Raw genomic sequence first — 17,754 nt, 5'->3', positions numbered from 1 at the left:
ACCCGTTTTTCACGACATTTCGTGGACTTGTGGCTTCCTTTGCGTCAAGCTCCCTTAACCTTTTGTTAATGGTTCGGCGAGGTCGGCGTTATGATGACGCGGTTTATGAAAAATGGTCCCGTAGTCCTGGCCTTGGCGGTCGTCGTCAGCGCTGCCCTGCCGGCGTTCGCAGGGGATTTTAGCGTCGGTGGTCGCGGAACCTTGCGCCCATCAATGAATGGAATGCACTTCGCCAACGGCCACGTCGATTTTCAACGCAATTTCCATCCGCGCGATCACAATCACTTCGCATCTGGCGACCGTTTCCGGTTCCAAGATCGCGATTTCAGGCACTTTGACGGCAATCGGGAATTCCGCGGTCGCAACTTTGCCCGAAACGGAAACGACAGCTTTTACGGCGGCAATTATGTTCATTCGAACAGACCCCAGCGCCTGTATTCGATCAGCGGCTATGGCTCAAACGGCGCCAGCAGCGTCAACGTCATATCGCGAAACCAGCCCGACTATGATGTCGTCAGCAACTATGCCGGCACGTCGGACGCGTATCAGAGCAATGCCGGAACTTACATCACAGGCTATGGCTATTCGACAGGCTATGAACCGGCCGGACCGAGCCAGAGGCCTCTGGCAAAAGTCATCGATGTAGCCCACCTGCCCAACTCCTGCTCGATGGAGAATGGCGTCTGCGTCATCCGCCCCTGACCGGGCCCATCAGCCGACCACAAATTTCCACACCGTCGTCTTCTTGACCTCGCTGTCTTCAAGCGCGCGGGTGACGGGGACTTGATAGGTCATGCAGGACACAAGCTTTACTCTGGGAAGATAGGCCCGACCCGGATCGCCGACGAAGACGTCGACACCTTGCACCGCCAGCGCCTCGAACCAAGGCGTAAGCCGCTCGGCAAAATCGCGATCGTAGAACACGTCACCTGCCAGCACGATATCGACATCGACCGGACGCCCGATCAGGTCTTCACCTGTAAAGCCAATCGCAACGCCGTTTTCCCCGGCATTCAGCCGAACAGCGGTCCCAGCCCAAGGGTCGATATCGGCTGCAATCACCTCGCCGGCGCCGGCAAGCTTGGCTGCGATTGCGACGAGACCGGAGCCGCTTGCAAAATCCAGCACTCGTCTGCCGGCGACCAAGCCTGGATGGTCGAGGATGTAGCGAGCAAGCCCCTGTCCGCCTGCCCAGGCGAACGCCCAGAACGGTGGCGGCAGCCCGATCTCCTGCAGCTCGTCCTCCGTCCTCAGCCAGAGATCATGGGCTTCTGTCGCCAGATAAAGCCGGATCTCCGGCACATGCGGCGACGCCACGATCTCGGTATTGGCGCGGATAAAAACGTCTGGATCGGTTTTCAAATCAGTGCGGAGACCAATTGGCGCGGAGGCGGTTCAACGGGGAGGATTGTCGAGCCCGCCCATGCGGCAGACTTCGAGATACTCATCCTCGGTCACCGGCTGGACGGAGAGCCGCATCGAGGTCACCAGCGCCATCTTTGCCAGCTTCTCACTCGCCTTGACGTCCTTGAGCGTCACCGGCTTCGGCATATCGCAAACGGCGCGGATATCGACGCAATCCCACTTCGGATCGCCCTTTGCACTCGAATCCGGATGCGACAGCGCCGAAACCTCGACGATGCCGACGATCTCGAGGCCATCGTTCGAGTGGTAGAAGAACCCCTTGTCGCCGATCTTCATCGCCCGCATGTTGTTGCGCGCAAGATAGTTGCGAACGCCGGTCCATTCGGTCCCCTTCTCACCGGCAGCCTTTTGCGCCTGCCAGGACCAGGACGAAGGCTCGGATTTATAGAGCCAATGGGCCATATTTCACGCCTCCGGATTGTTGAATACCCAGTTGAACGCCTTGATCTCGACGCTCTCGAACAGGCCGGCCTTGGTATAAGGGTCACTGTCGGCAATGGACTTGGCAGCATCGATGTTGGCTGCATTGACGACGATGAGGCTGCCGCAGGGCTTGCCGTCGGCGTCCAGAAAAGGGCCTGCCATCTTCAATATCCCATCGGTATTGAGCTTGTTCAGGTGCTCGACATGCTCTGGGCGGGTTTCCATGCGAACGTTCAGGTGGCCGGGCTTGTCCTTGCAGACAAAAGCAAAAAGCATCGTTCAATCTCCTGTTTAATTCTGTGGCTGAAATTATTCCGTGGTGATCGGCCGCGTCATCAATTGCTCGATCGCATCGGAAATGCCGAGGGTTCCGTCGATGATCGCGGTGACCGCGTCGGTGATGGGCATGCTGACGCCGAGCGCTGATGCCAGCCGCGATGCGACCGAGGCTGCAAGTGCGCCCTCGACCAGCGTTCCGCCCATCGAATCTGCCGCCAGCCCCTGGCCAAGCGCGATCCCGAAGCGCAGATTGCGCGACTGGTGGCTGGTCGCGGTTAAAACGAGATCGCCGAGACCCGACAAGCCGCGAACCGTATCCGCCTGCCCACCCTTTGCCGCAACGAAGCGCGACATCTCCGCAAGACCGCGGCTGATCAATGCCGCGCGCGCCGAATCGCCGATACCGCGGCCCTCGACGATACCGCAGGCAATCGCGAGCACGTTCTTCAGCGCCCCGCCGAGCTGCACGCCGATGCGATCGGCGGAGGCATAAAGCCGAAACGTACGGCCGGAAATAGCCTGCGCCAATCGTTCGGCGACGGCGATATCAGCCGCCGCAATCGCCATCGCGGTCGGCAAGCCCTTGGCGATATCGGTCGCAAAGCCGGGTCCGGACAGAACGGCGATAGCATGGCCCGGCAGTTCCTGTTCCAGCAGATCCGTCAAAAGGTTGCCGGAGACGCGATCTATGCCCTTGGCGCAGGTGACGACGATCGCATCCTTGCAAAGATAGGGGCCATAGTGCCGCGCCGCATCGGCCTGCGACTGCGAGGGCATGGCGAAAAGCACGATGCCGGCGTCAGCGATGGCATCGGCCTCGGCGGAAAATGTGAGCGCGTCCGGAAGCTCGATGCCGGGCAGGACGGCATCGTGAACCCGGTCCTGGCTGAGATCGGCCATCAGTGCAGGGTCGCGGCCGACGAGTGTCACGTCGCACTTGCCGGCAAGCGCGATGACGGCGGCCAATGCCGTGCCGAAAGCGCCGGCGCCGACGACGGCGAGGCGTTCCTTTTTGGTGCTCATGCCTTTGCCCCCCGCCTGCCATGACCGATCAACGCCTTGGCGCTGGCATCGAGCGGCCAACGCGACCTTGGCTGCACATCGAGGTCGTCGGGTGCAGCGCCCGTCGCCATCCGCTCCAGCCCGGCCCAGGCAATCATGACCGCATTGTCGGTGCACAAATGAAGCGGCGGGGCGATAAAGCGAAAGCCATTCGCATCGCACAGCGTCTGCAGCGTCGTGCGCAGCTCGAGATTGGCGGCGACCCCACCGGCAACGACCAGCGCCGGCCTCTCCCCATCGAGAGGAAATTCCGACTTGAACCGCTCGAGGCCACGACCAATCCTGTCCTTCAGCGTTCGCGAAATCGCGTGCTGGAACGAGGCGCAGATGTCGGCGACATCCTGCTCGGTCAAGGGCGCGATTGCCGTGGCCGCCTGGCGTACCGCGGTCTTCAGGCCCGAGAAGGAGAAATCCAGCCGCGCTTCGCCGACGAGTGGCCGGGGAAAGTCGAACCGCTTCGGATTGCCCTTTTTCGCCGCCTGCTCGACCGCCGGACCGCCGGGGTAGGCAAGACCGAGCAGCTTTGCCGTCTTGTCGAAGGCCTCGCCCAGCGCATCGTCGATGGTTGTGCCCCAGCGTTCATATTCGCCGACGCCACGGACGAGAATCAACTGCGTGTGGCCACCCGAGACGAGCAGCATCAGATAGGGAAACGACAGCCCGTCGGTCAGCCGCGCCGTCAGCGCATGACCCTCGAGATGATTGATGGCATAGAGCGGCTTGCCGGAGGCCCGCGCGATCGCCTTGCCTGTCATCAGCCCGACAAGCAACCCCCCGATGAGGCCCGGGCCCGATGTCGCGGCAATGGCATCGACGTCTGCAAGCGACACATTGGCACGTTTCAGAGCTTCTTCGATCAGCGTATCAAGTGCCTCGACATGGGCACGCGCGGCGATTTCCGGGACGACGCCGCCATAGACGCTGTGCTCGTCAAGCTGGCTCAGGACCACATCGGAGAGTATCCTGGACTGGCCGTCCGCCTGGCGTTCGACAACAGCGGCGGCGGTTTCGTCGCAGCTTGTTTCGATGCCGAGAATGCGGAGAAAGGGCGTCATGGAACCTGTACGTCGGATTGCGATGATGTGGAAACCTGTTTACGAGAACTGTCGGTAACAACGGATCAAAGCGGATGCAAACAAAACCTTTCCGGATCGGCACGCGTGGAAGCCCGCTGGCGCTGGCCCAGGCACACGAGGCTCGCGACCGCCTGATGGCGGCTCACGGACTGCCTGAGGAAATGTTCGAGATTTCCGTGCTGACGACGCGCGGCGACCGCATTACCGACCGCTCGCTGGCCGAGATCGGCGGCAAGGGCCTGTTCACCGAGGAACTGGAGCTGAAACTGCTGGCCGGCGACCTCGATTTCGCGGTGCATTCGGCAAAGGACGTGGCGACGACCCTCCCCGAGGGGCTCTGGCTCTCAGCCTATCTGCCGCGCGAGGACATTCGCGACGCCGTTATCGGCCGAACGGCGCCGAAGCTAATCGACCTGCCGCATGGTGCGACCGTCGGCTCGTCCTCGCTGAGGCGGCAGGCACTCATCCGCCGGCTCCGCCCCGACGTCAACGTGGTCACCTTCCGCGGTCTTGTCGAAACAAGGCTCCGCAAGCTGGACGAGGGCCAGGTCGATGCGACGCTGCTGGCGCTCGCCGGCCTGAAGCGTCTCGGCAAGGTCGAGGTGCTGACCGACATCCTCGATCCCGACGAATTTCCACCGGCCCCGGCCCAGGGCGCGATCTGCATCGAGAGCCGCATTGGTGACGAGCGCAGCAATGCCCTGCTCGCCGCCGTCAATGACAGCCCGACCTACGATACGGTCTCCTGTGAACGGGGATTTCTTGCAGCCCTCGACGGATCCTGCCGAACACCCATCGCCGGCTACGCCGTTTGCGAGGGCGATCATATCCGTCTCTTCGGAATGATCCTGACGCCGGATGGCCAACTGGTGCACACGACGACGATCGAAGGGCATCGCCGCGACGCCGAAGCGCTTGGCACGAATGCCGGACAGGCAATCCGCGAAAAGGCGGGCAGCACATTCTTCGACGACTGGCGATGAGGCGGCGATGCGCGTGATCGTCACCCGCCCGAGGCGCCAGGGCGAACGCACCGCAACTCGATTGGCCGAGCTTGGTCATGAAGCGCTGTTGCTGCCACTGACCCGCCCGGTTCACGATCCGAAAGTTGCACGCGACGCGCTGGCCATTTCGGAAGGTGCGATCGCCGTCACCAGCGCCGAGGCAATCCATGCGCTCCAAGCCATCGGTCCCTTTGCGTCAGCCGATCTGTCACGGCCGCTTTTCGCGGTCGGAATGGCGACCGCGTCGGAAGCTGAGAAGGCAGGCTTTAGGTCGGCTTATCATGCCGATGGAAACGGGGTGCGGCTCGCCGATTTGATATCGGACAATCCGGCCCTGCTTGGCGGCAGATCGCTGACCTATCTGGCCGGCTCGCCACGCGCCGATGGTTTCGAGACGAGGCTGATGGAACTTGGCATTCCTTTCGAGACCGTCGAATGCTACCGGATGGAAGATATCGAGCCTGAAGAGGAGGAATTGCGAAAGCTGCTTTTTGACCGGGCTGCCGACGCTATCCTGCTTTACTCCAAGCATACGACAGAGCGCTTTTTCAGCCTTCCCTTTGTTGAGTCACACCGGCCAATCGCTGCGGGCACGCGTCTCCTTTGCCTCAGCGAAGCGATCGCTGCTGCAGTTCCGAATTTTCTCCATTCGAATGTGGAAATTCCGGCGACGCCGGATGAAGAAAGTCTTCTGACGCTTCTGGACGCCGCCTAAAGGCCCTATTTTGAACTAGGGTCTTCCCATATTCGGCTGCACTCTCTACCTTCACCGCAGTGCATGAAACGAGGAATGCCATGGTATCGGGAAACCCGCCAAACCATTCGAAGACCCCCGACGAGCCGGTCACGATTGATCTGGAGGCCGACAGAACCGCTCATGCCGCGGACGCCGAGGCGGCAATTGGCCATCGTGACGGCGAAACGGGATCGTCCTCGGCGGACGAAGTGGAAATGCCGCTCGATAGTGAAAATGAGGCACTGGCAGCGCGCGAAGACGCCGGCGCTGGTGCGCAATCGCCAAAAGCCCCGGCTGATGAAGAACAACGGGCGACTTTTGCCCACGAACCTACATCGGAGCAGCATCAGCGCCCAGGTGCCACATCAGGACTAATTGCTGCCGGCATCGTCGGCGGCCTGATCGCGCTCATTGGCGCTGGCGCCATCCAATATGCCGGCCTATTGCCCGGCGGGTCATCTGCCAAGAGCAATTTTGCCGATATCTCAGCGCTGAGCGCAGAAATCGATGGGCTAAAGCAGACGGTCGCCAATCTCGCGGCAGCCCCGCCGGCAAAGCCGGATGGCGAACTGGAAGCCAGGATCGCGGCGCTGGAAACCGCCGCAAAAACCATACCCCAGGCAGCTGCTCCGACTGATGCAACTTCAAGCGATCCGGCCGCCAGCCAGAAGATCGCCGATCTCACAAACCAGCTCGCCCAGTTGAAAGCGACGATCACCCAAGCCACGCAGACACAGGCCTCGACTGGCGCTGATATCAGCAAGAGACTTGACGATGCCGAGAAAAAGCTGAACGAGCCGGGCAAGGACACCGCAGTTGCCCGTGCGATCGCGGCAGCAGCCCTCAAGGCCGCCATCGACCGCGGCGGCCCATTCCGCCCCGAGCTCGATACATTCGCCGGCGTCTCGCCGGACGATCCGGCTGTGGCGGACCTTCGCAATTTCGCCGATATCGGCGTGCCGTCGCGCACTGACCTCATCCGCCAGGTACCCGATGTCGCAACCACGATTGTTGGCGTCACACAGCAGCCGATCGAAGGCCAGAGTTGGAGTGAACGGCTGATGGCAAGCGCCAAGTCGCTGGTCAAGGTCCGCCCGGTCGGCAATGTCGAGGGCGACAGCGTCGATGCGATTGCGGCCCGCTTCGAGGACAAGGTCAAGAATGGCGATCTTCCCGGCGCGGTGACGGAATGGAACTCCCTGCCGCCGGCCGGAAAGGCCGCATCGGCGGCGTTCAAACAATCGGTCGAGGCCCGCATTCGGGTCGAGGATCTGGTCGGTGAAGCGCTGTCGAAAGCGATCGCCGGTGCCGGCAAGCAGAGCTGAGGGCGGGTTTAATGGTAGTCAGACTGCTTGTTTTCGTCATCGCCGTCCTGGCTCTCGGCTACGGCTTCTCCTGGCTGGCGGATCGGCCGGGCGACCTTCAACTGATGTGGGAGGGTCAGCTCTACCAGACCAAGCTGATAGTCGCCGCGAGCCTTTTGATCGCAATCGTCGCGGTCTTCATGCTGTTGTGGTGGTTCGCCCGGCTAATCTGGACCTCCCCGCATTCGGTCACCCGCTATTTCCGTGCCCGCAAGCGGGATCGCGGCTATCAGGCCCTTTCGACCGGGCTTATCGCCGCCGGCGCCGGCAACGCCCTTCTGGCGCGCAAGATGGCAGCGCGCTCGCGCGGCCTGATCCGTGCCGACCAGGAACCACTGATCAATCTCTTGGAAGCGCAAGCGGCGTTGATCGAAGGGAAGCACGACGAAGCCCGCGCCAAATTCGAACTGATGGCGAACGACCCGGAAACCCGCGAACTCGGGCTTCGCGGTCTCTACCTTGAAGCCAAACGGCTTGGAGCCAACGAGGCAGCACAGCAATATGCAGAGACCGCCGCCGACAAGGCGCCCTATCTGCCCTGGGCGGCACAGGCAACGCTCGAATATCGCAGCCGCGCCGGCCGCTGGGACGATGCCATCCGGCTGCTGGACGAACAAAGGGCCGCGCGCATCATCGACAGGGACGAGGCCAACCGCCTGCGGGCCGTGCTGCTGACCGCCCGGGCCGGTGACAAGCTGGAAGGCGACCCGGCGGGCGCGAGCGAAGACGCGCTCAGCGCTCTTAAGCTGTCCGACGATCTCGTGCCGGCGGCACTGATCGCTGCCAAGGCATTGTTCCGTGGGGACAAGGGCCGCAAGGCAGCATCGATGCTGGAGCAGGTATGGAAGACATTGCCGCATCCAGACATCGGGCGAGCCTATGTCCGCGCCCGTAGCGGCGATACCGTGGTCGACCGCCTGAAGCGCGCCGAAAGGCTGGAGGCGCTGCGACCGAACAACGTTGAGTCGCTACTGATTGCTGCACAAGCATCTCTCGATGCCGGTGATTTCGCCACGGCGCGCGGCAAAGCGGAGGCCGCCGCCCGCATGGAGCCGCGCGAAGGCGCCTTCATGCTGCTTGCCGATATCGAGGAAGCTGAAACCGGCGATCAGGGACGGATGCGCCACTGGATGGCGCAGGCGCTGCGTGCGCCACGCGACCCCGCCTGGACGGCGGATGGTTTCGTCTCGGACAAGTGGCTGCCGCTCTCGCCGATAACAGGCAAGCTCGACGCCTTCGAATGGAAGACGCCCTTCGGACAGATCGAGGGGCCGGTCGAGGAGGGGGCGGTGGCGTCAGTGGATGCGGCGCTGCGCACGCTGCCTCCGCTTCCTGACATGCGGCCGGCGCAGCCCTTTCCTTCTCACCCTCCTTTCCAGACCGTCGCATCGCCGGCGGCAAAGATATCGGTCGTCGATGCAAAAGCCGTGGCGCCGAAACCGCAGCGGCCTTTTGTCGAGACCCCTGTTACCGAATCCGACACCCCGAAGAAGCCGGAGGCTGCCAAGCAGCCCGAGCCGCACCCCTTCTTTGGCGGATTGCCGGATGACCCAGGCGTGCGCAATTCCAAGCTCGAACCGGCACCCAAGACCCGGCTTCGACTATTTTAAGAACGGGACAGAATGTTTGAACGCTTCCAGGAATTCTTTCAGAATCTAACGACCGACCATCCGAAATCGAGTATCGCTCCAGACGATCCGCGCATTGCCGTCGCGGCCCTGTGCATCCAGGTGATGGAAGCCGACGGCAAGGTTGAAAACAGCGAGAAGAAGAAGCTGCGCAAGCTTTTGAAAGAGCAGTACGGCCTTGATGGCCGGCAGCTCGACGCTTTGATCGCCGCCGGCCAGCAGGCAGAGAGCGAGGCGGTCGACTACTTCCATTTCACCTCGGACCTCAAGCGCCATCTCGACAGCAACCAGCGCATCGAGCTCATCGGCATCCTCTGGGACATCGTCTATGCCGACGGCGAGCGCAGCGAGATGGAAGACCACGCCATATGGCGGATCGCTGATCTTCTCGGTGTTTCGGGCAGGGAGCGGATCATGAAGCGGCAGGAGGCGGCAGCCCGGGTTCCGGGGCGCGTCGTAGAGATCGACGATGCTGATTGAGAGCCAAAGCGGCAACCAGCGACGCCCGATCCTGATCGTCCTCCACCAGGAGCGCTCGAGCCCTGGTCGCGTCGGCCAGATGCTGCTGCAAAAGGGCTATGATCTCGATATCCGCCGTCCGGTGCTCGGAGAAGCGCTGCCCTCGACGCTTAACGACCACGGCGGCGCTGTCATCTTTGGCGGACCGATGAGCGCCAATGACCCCGAACCCTATGTGAAGTCGGAAATCAGCTGGGTGGATGTTCCCTTAAAGGAAGGTCGCCCGTTTCTGGGGATCTGCCTGGGAGCCCAGATGCTGGTGCGCCATCTCGGCGGCAAGGTACAACCGCGCGACGACGGCCAGGCCGAGATCGGCTGGTATCCGCTTCATCCAACCGAAAAAGGCCGTTTGCTGATGCGCTGGCCGCAGATGGTCTATCATTTCCACCGGGAGGGCTTCGATCTGCCACGCGGCGCCGATCTTCTGGCCAAAGGCGACACCTACCCCAACCAGGCCTTTCGCTACGGTGCGAACGCCTGGGGCCTGCAGTTTCACGCCGAACTGACCCGTGCCATGATGCACCGCTGGGTCGTGCACGGCGCCCATCGCTTCGTCCTTCCGAACGCTCAGCAAGGCCGCGAACATCTGGAAGGCCGCATGATCTTCGATGGCGCCCTCAAGACATGGCTTTCAGAATTCCTTGATATCGTCTTCGAAGAACAGAAGGGCGCCGCCTGATCCGAACCACGGCTCTACGCCGGTTGCGGTTCGCCCTCGCGGATAGGCGCATCGAGCGTGTCGATCCTTCGCAGCTGCGGAAAACTCGCAGCCCAGACGATGGCAACGGCAAGCGTGCCGATGCCGCCGATGACCACCGCAGGAACCGCACCGAAAATCGAAGCCATCGTTCCCGCGCGAAATTCCCCAAGCTCGTTGGATGCTCCGACAAAGACCATGTTGACGGCATTGACCCGTCCGCGGACGTGGTCCGGTGTCCACAGCGTGATCAGCGTCTCGCGAACGTAGACCGAGATCATGTCCGAGGCGCCCATCAGCGCCAATGCCAGGACCGACAGCCACGGGGTCTGCGACAAGCCGAAGATCAAGGTACCCACCCCGAAAAGCGCGACGCCGACGAACATGTAAAGCCCGGCCTTGTGTCGCAGCGGATAGGTTGCCAGAAACAGCGCCATGGCGATCGCGCCGAAACCGGGCGCCGCCCGCAAGAGACCGAGGCCCCAGGGGCCGAGCGTCAGGATGTCGCGCGCAAAGATCGGCATCAGCGCGACCGCCCCGCCGAGCAGCACCGCGAAAAGATCGAGCGACACCGCGCCAAGCACCACCTTTTCCGACCAGATGAATTTGAAACCGGCCAGAATCTCATGCCAGCTCTTTGATTGTGCCGAGCTGCGCTGCGGCGGCCTTGGGATGAGGTAGACAAGCACGGTGCCAACGGAGAATAGACCGACGGCGATCGAGTAGGCGGCGCTCGGATTGAGGCCATACAGAAGACCCCCAGCGACCGGCCCGAGGATCGCTGCTGCGTCCCATGTCAGCGAATTCCACGCAACCGCATTCGACAGGTCCTCCGGCGGGATCAGGTTTGGCGCCAGCGACTGCATTGCCGGGGTCATGAACGCCCGTTCGATGCCGAAGACTGTAAGGATCATGAAGACCGGAAGAGGAGAGAACGCGCCGGTCAGCGTCAGAAGCAACAGCAGCAGGGAGCAGCCCGTTCCGACAAGAATGCAGATCGCAGAAATGACGCGCCTGTTGTGGCGGTCCGCGACCGAACCCGTCAATAAAATGAGCAGCAGCGACGGCAGAAATTGAACCAGACCGATCAGGCCGAGATAGATGGCGCTGCCGGTATGATCGTACATCTGCCAGCCGACGCAGACGCTGATGATCTGCGTGGCGAAGGCAACGAAAAAGCGGGCAAAGAAAAACCTGACATAACCGACATGCCGAAAAGCGGCAAAGCGGTCTCCTCTGGGTTCAAACGACATTGAAAGACTTTCCGGGCAAAACGAGCGCCCTGGCTGGCCCGACCGCCCATTGAACATGAAACAGCGTATCAGCCCGCATGGTACTTGCTCGTTAGTTCGCCAATGTCTACATGTCTGTCAATCGCGAAATGGAGACGAATATGCTCGCCTTATTTCAAACCATTGATCTGGCTTTGAATCTTTATACCTGGGTGCTGATTGGCAGCGCCATTTTCTCGTGGCTCTATGCTTTCAACGTTATCAATTCCAGCAATCAGTTCGTCAATTCGGTCGGGCGCTTCCTGTATAACGTCACAGAACCGGTGCTGCGACCCATCAGGCGTTTCCTGCCCGATCTCGGTGGCATCGACATCTCGCCGATCGTGCTGTTGCTGATCATCTTCTTCCTGCGCTCGCTGATGTGGAATACGCTTTACCCGCTGGTCGCTTGAACACGGCCTGGCAGGTCTTTGCCGACCACCTGAACCTTTCCGTTCGCCTGACGCCGAACGGCGGGCGAGACGCTATTGAAAGTTTCGAGGCCGGTGCGGATGGCGATGTCCATCTGAAAGTACGGGTCAGCGTCGCACCGGAAAAGGGCAAGGCCAACAAGGCGCTCATTGCGCTCGTCGCCAAGAGCCTTGGTGTCTCCAAATCCTCAGTCAGCCTAGTTTCCGGCGATACGGCGCGCAAAAAAATCCTCCGGATCGATGGCGACCCGGAGGATTTGTTAAAAGCGCTGGAAGCGATCTTGAAGAGGTGATCAGGCTTTTGCGGTCTTCTCAGCCTTGGCGCGCTCGATTGCCTCGAGGATTAACTTGCCGGCTTCCTCGGAGCCCTTCCAGCCGTAGATCTTCACCCACTTGCCAGGCTCGAGATCCTTGTAGTGCTCGAAGAAGTGCTGGATCTGCTTGATGGTGATCTCTGGCAGGTCGGTATATTCCTTGACCTTCTCATAGCGAAGCGTCAGCTTCGTCGACGGCACGGCGATGATTTTCTCGTCCTTGCCGGAATTGTCTTCCATCATCAGGACACCGATCGGGCGAACACTGATGACGCAGCCGGGAACCAGCGGACGAGTGCTGGCGATCAGAACGTCGATCGGATCGCCGTCTTCGGAAAGCGTATGCGGCACGAAGCCGTAATTCCCGGGATAGGTCATCGGCGTGTAGAGGAAGCGGTCAACGACCAGCGTGCCGGCTTCCTTGTCCATTTCGTACTTGATCGGATCGCCGCCGACCGGCACTTCGACGATAACGTTGATGTCTTCCGGCGGATTCTTGCCGATGGAAATTGCGTCGATGCGCATGAGAGTCCCCCAAAAAAGATGAATTCCGGCAGCCAGATAATCGTAATCGTGCGGCAACGCAACAAAGCTTTGTAGCGATGCCTGATTTTACCCGGCAGCCCCGCGAATAGCGGCACATAATGATAAGTTAGCGGCGAAATTGGGATTCGGACGAGCCATTATATCAGTTCGAAGAAAGAAACGCGGAACGCTGTTAATCCTCGCCTAACGGCATCCGGCCCTAGGCCCAGACGAAGCCGATCTTCTTGATCTGCTTCTGGTCGAAAGTCTCGATGCCTTCACAGAAATCCTGGCCGCCGTGGCTGCGATAGAAACGCTCGGCATTTTCATTCTCTTCCAGGCACCAGACCACCATGCCCTTGCAGCCGAGCGATTTCAGCAACCGCCGCGCCTCGCCGAACAGCATTCTACCAAGGCCGATGCCCTGATATTCCGGCCTGAGGTAAAGCTCGTAGATCTCGCCTTCCTGCGGCAGGGCCCGCGCCCTGTTGAGGCCGAGCGTCGCATAGCCGGCAACAATGCCGGCCACATCCAGCACCAAGAGCGTCGCCGGTCCGCTTGTCGCCCGCCGCCACCAGTTCTCTCCGCGCCGCTCGATCATCCTGGCCAGCGCGCGATGGGGAATGATGCCGGTATAGGTGTATTGCCACGAGAGACGGTGCGCCTCCGAGATGGCCGCGGCATCCTGCGGTTCAGCCCGCCTGACATCGATAGATAACGTTTTCATAACGCTTACTCTGGTCCCGCAAGGGCAAATTAACCATCCGCAAAACCAACGGTCAGTCACTTGCCCACAGACTTAACATGTGGACGACAGCTGAAAGTTAACGCTTTTTTAACGATTGTAACAAGGCCGAATAATCGAACGCACAAAATAAAAACCCCGATGCGATGCACCGGGGTTTTGTGTTTCAAAATGCGACAATCTCAGGCCGAACGGGCCTTGCTGAAGCGCTTGCGATCATTCGGATCGAGATAGGTCTTGCGCAGGCGAATCGATTTTGGTGTCACTTCCATCAATTCGTCATCCTGGATCCAGGACAAGGCGCGATCGAGCGTCATGCGGATTGGCGGGGTCAGCCTTACGGCTTCGTCCTTGCCAGCGGAACGAATGTTCGTGAGCTGCTTGCCCTTGAGCACGTTGACTTCAAGGTCGTTGTCGCGCGTGTGGATACCGATGATCATGCCGGCATAAACTTTTTCACCCGGCTCGATGATCATCGGACCGCGATCTTCCAGGTTGAACATGGCATAGGCCACAGCCTCGCCGGACTGGTTGGACAGAAGCACGCCATTGCTACGGCCGCCGATATCGCCACGGTAGGCCTGATAGTTATGGAAGAGGCGGTTCATGACGGCGGTGCCGCGCGTATCCGTCAGCAGTTCCGACTGATAGCCGATCAGGCCGCGGGTCGGCGCGTAGAACACCAGGCGCAGGCGATTGCCGCCGGAGGGGCGAAGCTCGACCATCTCGGCCTTGCGCTCGGACATCTTCTGCACGACGATGCCGGAATGCTCTTCGTCGACGTCGATGACCACTTCTTCGATCGGCTCCAGGAGCTGGCCGTTTTCGTCATTGTGCATGACGACGCGCGGACGCGACACGGCGAGCTCAAATCCTTCGCGACGCATGGTCTCGATCAGGACTGCAAGCTGCAATTCGCCGCGGCCGGAAACGTAGAACGAATCCTTGCCTTCCGATTCCTCGACCTTAAGCGCAACGTTGCCTTCGGCTTCCTTCATCAGGCGGTCGCGAATGACGCGCGAGGTAACCTTGTCGCCTTCGGTGCCGGCGAGCGGACTGTCGTTGACGATGAACGACATGGTGACCGTCGGAGGATCGATCGGCTGTGCATGCAGCGGCTCGCTGACCGAGGGATCGCAGAACGTGTCGGCAACCGTGCCCTTGGACAGGCCGGCGATGGCGATGATGTCGCCTGCGAATGCTTCGTCGATCGGCTGACGCTCGATGCCGCGGAATGCGAGGATTTTCGAGATTCGGCCTGTTTCGATCGTCTTCCCGTCCACACCCATGACTTTGATCGGCTGGTTCGACTTGATGGAGCCGGAGTGGATGCGGCCGGTAATGATACGGCCGAGGAACGGATTGGCTTCGAGAAGCGTACCGATCATGCGGAACGGACCCTCGCCGACGGTCGGCTCCGGAACATGCTCCAGCACCAGATCGAGAAGCGGGCCAAGGCCCTGGTCCATCGGGCCTTCCGGCGCGGTGTTCATCCAGCCGGCACGGCCCGAGCCGTAGAGGATTGGGAAGTCGAGCTGTTCGTCGGTCGCGTCGAGGGCTGCGAAAAGATCGAAGACTTCGTTGACAACTTCTTCGTGGCGGGCATCCGGGCGGTCGATCTTGTTGATCGCGACGATCGGGCGAAGGCCGACCTTCAGCGCCTTGCCGACGACGAACTTGGTCTGCGGCATCGGGCCTTCGGCTGCATCGACGAGGACGATCGCGCCATCCACCATCGACAGGATGCGCTCGACTTCACCGCCGAAGTCGGCGTGTCCGGGTGTATCGACGATGTTGATGCGTACGCCCTTCCAAACGACCGAGGTCGCCTTGGCAAGAATGGTGATGCCGCGTTCCTTTTCGAGCTCGTTGCTATCCATCATGCGCTCGACGGTGCGCTGGTTGTCGCGGAAGGAACCGGACTGCTTCAAAAGCTCGTCGACAAGCGTCGTCTTGCCGTGGTCAACGTGCGCGATGATCGCGATATTTCGCATAGACATATGGGCTACTCGGAGGGTTTTCGGGCAGCTGGTGTCGCGGCCCTCATCTTCAGTTGAGGCGCTCTTACCCTGTTTTTCGCATTTGCGAAAGGGGGGATGCGCGAAACCGGTCGCATCCCTGCCCTTCCAGATTGACAGTGCTTGAATCTACGAGGGTTTACCTAAGCATCGCCGCCGGACAATTCCTCGAACGTCGAGAGCCCCTTCTTGCGAAGCATGGCATCCGGGCTCGGCAGCTTGCCGCGGAAGGCTTTGTAGGCATCTTCCGGATCGACCGAGCCGCCGACCGAATAGATATTGGCTTTGAGCTTGGCCGCCATTTCCGGTTCGAACGCATCCCCCGTCTCCTCGAATGCCGCAAAGGCGTCCGCGTCGAGCACCTCCGACCACATGTAGGAGTAATAGCCCGCCGAATAGCCGTCACCGGCAAAGATGTGCTGGAAGTGCGGGGTGGCGTGACGCATGACGATCGCCTTCGGCATGCCGATCTCAGCAAGCACTTCTGCTTGAACCGCCATCGGGTCTTCGACGGCGCTGCGCGTGTGGAAAGCCATGTCGACCAGAGCTGACGAGGTGAACTCAACCGTGTTGAATCCGGAATTGAAGCTTCGCGCCGCCAGCACCTTGTCGAGCAACGCCTGCGGCATCGGTTCTCCGGTCTGATAGTGAACCGCATATTGCTTCAGGATCGCCGGAACCGTTAGCCAATGCTCGTAGAGCTGTGACGGCAGCTCCACGAAGTCGCGCGACACGCCCGTGCCGGCGACGGAGGGATAGGTGACGTTCGACAGCATGCCGTGCAATGCATGGCCGAACTCGTGGAACAGCGTGCGGGCGTCGTCCAGCGACAACAGGGCCGGCTTGCCTTGCGCAGGCTTTGCGAAATTGCAGACATTATAGATGATCGGCAGTTCGCCGACGGTGCCGTTCTTCAAGGTGAGCTTGTGCTGGGACTGGAAAGAGCTCATCCAGGCACCGGATCGCTTTGAGCTGCGCGCAAAATAATCGCCGAGGAACATGGCAACGAGCTTGTTTGAGCGATCGCGAATCTCAAAGGAACGGACATCGGGATGATAGGCCGGTGCGTCCTTGATCTCGACGGCGTGAATTCCGAACAATCGCCCGGCAACGTCGAAGCAGGCAGCGATGATTTTTTCGAGTTGCAGGTAGGGTTTTAGCTCGGCCTCGGAGAAGTCGAACTTGCGGGTGCGGATCTTTTCGGCGTAATGCCGCCAATCCCAGGGCATGACCTCATGGTTGCGGCCTTCCTCAGCGATTAGTTCTGCAATATCGGCCTGTTCCTCGCCTGCGCGAACCACCGCCTTCCCCCAGACGGTCTTCAGCAGGTTGTTCACGGCATCCGGCGTCTTGGCCATGGTATTGTCGAGCTTCAACTCGGCATAGTTTTGATAGCCGAGCAGCTTTGCCTTCTCCAGCCGCAGAGCGAGTGTTTGCTGGATCGCCTCGCGATTGTCGGTTTCGCCGCCGTTCTCGCCGCGTGCCACCCAGGCCTTGAATGCCTGCTCGCGCAAATCGCGACGCTCGGAGAATGTTAGGAAAGGCTCGATAATAGAACGCGACAGGGTCACCGCGTACTTGCCGTCTTCACCCCGCTCGCGGGCTGCCGCCGCCATCGCCTCCCTCAGAAATCCCGGAAGCCCTGCCAGATCGCCGGAATCGGTCAGCAACAGCGCCCAGCTCTTCTCGTCGGCAAGGACGTTCTGTCCGAAGCGGGCGCCAAGGCTTGCCAGGTTTTCGTTGATTTTTGCCAACCGCTCCTGCTCCGGCTTCGGCAGCTTCGCGCCTGATTTGACGAAGCCCTTCCAATGCCGTTCGAGCACACGCGTTTCTTCCAGCGTCAGCCCGAAACCTTCCCGCTTTTGCCAAAGCGCGTCGATGCGGCCGAAAAGCGCCGCGTTCATACCGATCTTTGAGTAATGCCGTGACATCTTCGGCGCGATCTCGCGCTCCAGCGCCTGGATGGCATCATTGGTATGCGCGCCGGCCCGGTTCCAGAACAATGACGACACACGCGATAGTTCGTCCCCGGCAATCTCGAGCGCGATGATCGTATTGGCAAAGGTAGGAGGCGCCGGATTGTCGGCGATCGTATCGATCTCCGCCTCATGAGACGCAAGCGCCGCCTCGAAGGCCGGTGCAAAATCAGCATCGCTCACTTTGTCGAAGCGCGGCAGACCCTGATGTCCCGTCCATTCGACGAGGGCTGGATTGAACGAAGAAAGACCAGACATGAA

19 protein-coding genes are annotated in these 17,754 nt (G+C 60.8%); 9 read left to right on the top strand and 10 right to left on the bottom strand.

The genetic code is table 11. The features are described from left to right. The first annotated feature begins 105 nt into the window (after positions 1 to 105). A complete protein-coding gene (locus tag AB4Z52_RS05695) occupies positions 106 to 702 on the top strand; it encodes a hypothetical protein (protein ID WP_442216934.1) in 597 nt (198 codons plus the stop codon). 9 nt (positions 703 to 711) lie between these two features. Here the strand turns inward: AB4Z52_RS05695 and AB4Z52_RS05690 are convergent, their stop codons facing one another. The 5 genes from AB4Z52_RS05690 to tsaD are packed head-to-tail and all read right to left on the bottom strand — an operon-like array spanning position 712 to position 4,244. Next, positions 712 to 1,362, bottom strand: coding sequence for a class I SAM-dependent methyltransferase (locus AB4Z52_RS05690; protein WP_442216933.1), 651 nt, complete (start codon positions 1,360 to 1,362; stop codon positions 712 to 714). 33 nt (positions 1,363 to 1,395) lie between these two features. Continuing rightward, positions 1,396 to 1,827 (bottom strand): EVE domain-containing protein, encoded by a 432-nt coding sequence (locus AB4Z52_RS05685; RefSeq protein ID WP_442216932.1) that lies wholly within the window; start codon positions 1,825 to 1,827, stop codon positions 1,396 to 1,398. Positions 1,828 to 1,830: 3 nt separating this feature from the next. Further along, positions 1,831 to 2,124, bottom strand: coding sequence for a YciI-like protein (locus AB4Z52_RS05680; RefSeq protein WP_442216931.1), 294 nt, complete (start codon positions 2,122 to 2,124; stop codon positions 1,831 to 1,833). Positions 2,125 to 2,157: 33 nt separating this feature from the next. Then, the gene (locus AB4Z52_RS05675) at positions 2,158 to 3,150 is read right to left on the bottom strand and encodes an NAD(P)H-dependent glycerol-3-phosphate dehydrogenase (protein ID WP_442216930.1); all 993 of its coding nucleotides are present in this window, start codon (positions 3,148 to 3,150) and stop codon (positions 2,158 to 2,160) included. Next, complete coding sequence (tsaD, locus tag AB4Z52_RS05670) at positions 3,147 to 4,244, bottom strand: tRNA (adenosine(37)-N6)-threonylcarbamoyltransferase complex transferase subunit TsaD (RefSeq protein WP_442216929.1); 1,098 nt, start codon at positions 4,242 to 4,244, stop codon at positions 3,147 to 3,149. Before tsaD ends, AB4Z52_RS05675 begins: the two co-directional genes overlap by 4 nt. Before the next feature lie 74 nt (positions 4,245 to 4,318). Here tsaD and hemC point away from each other — a divergent pair, with 74 nt between their 5' ends. The 6 genes from hemC to AB4Z52_RS05640 all read left to right on the top strand — a co-directional run bounded on the left by hemC (position 4,319) and on the right by AB4Z52_RS05640 (position 10,195). After that, positions 4,319 to 5,248: a hydroxymethylbilane synthase gene (hemC, locus tag AB4Z52_RS05665; RefSeq protein WP_442216928.1), complete on the top strand. Its 930-nt coding sequence runs from the start codon at positions 4,319 to 4,321 to the stop codon at positions 5,246 to 5,248. A 7-nt stretch (positions 5,249 to 5,255) separates the two neighbouring features. After that, positions 5,256 to 5,984 (top strand): uroporphyrinogen-III synthase, encoded by a 729-nt coding sequence (locus AB4Z52_RS05660; RefSeq protein WP_442216927.1) that lies wholly within the window; start codon positions 5,256 to 5,258, stop codon positions 5,982 to 5,984. 80 nt (positions 5,985 to 6,064) lie between these two features. Beyond that, positions 6,065 to 7,330 (top strand): COG4223 family protein, encoded by a 1,266-nt coding sequence (locus AB4Z52_RS05655; RefSeq protein WP_442216926.1) that lies wholly within the window; start codon positions 6,065 to 6,067, stop codon positions 7,328 to 7,330. Positions 7,331 to 7,341: 11 nt separating this feature from the next. Beyond that, positions 7,342 to 8,979 carry a heme biosynthesis HemY N-terminal domain-containing protein gene (locus AB4Z52_RS05650; RefSeq protein WP_442216925.1) on the top strand — a complete coding sequence of 546 codons (1,638 nt, stop codon included), beginning with the start codon at positions 7,342 to 7,344 and terminating at the stop codon, positions 8,977 to 8,979. A 12-nt stretch (positions 8,980 to 8,991) separates the two neighbouring features. Continuing rightward, entirely contained in the window at positions 8,992 to 9,477 is a 486-nt protein-coding gene (locus tag AB4Z52_RS05645) for a TerB family tellurite resistance protein (RefSeq protein ID WP_442216924.1), read from the top strand. Further along, on the top strand, positions 9,467 to 10,195 hold the full coding sequence (locus AB4Z52_RS05640; RefSeq protein WP_442216923.1) for a glutamine amidotransferase: 729 nt from the start codon (positions 9,467 to 9,469) through the stop codon (positions 10,193 to 10,195). Before AB4Z52_RS05645 ends, AB4Z52_RS05640 begins: the two co-directional genes overlap by 11 nt. A gap of 14 nt (positions 10,196 to 10,209) precedes the next feature. Here the strand turns inward: AB4Z52_RS05640 and AB4Z52_RS05635 are convergent, their stop codons facing one another. Beyond that, the gene (locus AB4Z52_RS05635; protein WP_442216922.1) at positions 10,210 to 11,466 is read right to left on the bottom strand and encodes an MFS transporter; all 1,257 of its coding nucleotides are present in this window, start codon (positions 11,464 to 11,466) and stop codon (positions 10,210 to 10,212) included. A 140-nt stretch (positions 11,467 to 11,606) separates the two neighbouring features. Between AB4Z52_RS05635 and AB4Z52_RS05630 the strand changes: the two genes are divergently transcribed. Both AB4Z52_RS05630 and AB4Z52_RS05625 read left to right on the top strand, forming a co-directional pair. After that, a complete protein-coding gene (locus tag AB4Z52_RS05630; RefSeq protein WP_442216921.1) occupies positions 11,607 to 11,897 on the top strand; it encodes a YggT family protein in 291 nt (96 codons plus the stop codon). Further along, on the top strand, positions 11,894 to 12,208 hold the full coding sequence (locus AB4Z52_RS05625; protein ID WP_442216920.1) for a DUF167 domain-containing protein: 315 nt from the start codon (positions 11,894 to 11,896) through the stop codon (positions 12,206 to 12,208). The genes AB4Z52_RS05630 and AB4Z52_RS05625 overlap by 4 nt, the downstream gene beginning before the upstream one ends. Here the strand turns inward: AB4Z52_RS05625 and ppa are convergent, their stop codons facing one another. The 4 genes from ppa to AB4Z52_RS05605 all read right to left on the bottom strand — a co-directional run bounded on the left by ppa (position 12,209) and on the right by AB4Z52_RS05605 (position 17,751). Then, entirely contained in the window at positions 12,209 to 12,754 is a 546-nt protein-coding gene (ppa, locus tag AB4Z52_RS05620; RefSeq protein ID WP_442216919.1) for an inorganic diphosphatase, read from the bottom strand. Positions 12,755 to 12,974: 220 nt separating this feature from the next. Further along, a complete protein-coding gene (locus tag AB4Z52_RS05615; protein ID WP_442216918.1) occupies positions 12,975 to 13,481 on the bottom strand; it encodes a GNAT family N-acetyltransferase in 507 nt (168 codons plus the stop codon). Between the two features lie 200 nt (positions 13,482 to 13,681). Beyond that, positions 13,682 to 15,499 carry a translational GTPase TypA gene (gene typA, locus AB4Z52_RS05610; protein WP_442216917.1) on the bottom strand — a complete coding sequence of 606 codons (1,818 nt, stop codon included), beginning with the start codon at positions 15,497 to 15,499 and terminating at the stop codon, positions 13,682 to 13,684. Positions 15,500 to 15,660: 161 nt separating this feature from the next. After that, on the bottom strand, positions 15,661 to 17,751 hold the full coding sequence (locus tag AB4Z52_RS05605; protein WP_442216916.1) for a M3 family metallopeptidase: 2,091 nt from the start codon (positions 17,749 to 17,751) through the stop codon (positions 15,661 to 15,663). Positions 17,752 to 17,754 lie beyond the last annotated feature (3 nt).

The organism is Rhizobium sp. 2YAF20 (assembly GCF_052114685.1).
In the GTDB taxonomy this organism is placed as follows: Bacteria; Pseudomonadota; Alphaproteobacteria; order Rhizobiales; family Rhizobiaceae; genus Rhizobium.
This window is presented reverse-complemented; position numbering and strand designations above follow the sequence as displayed.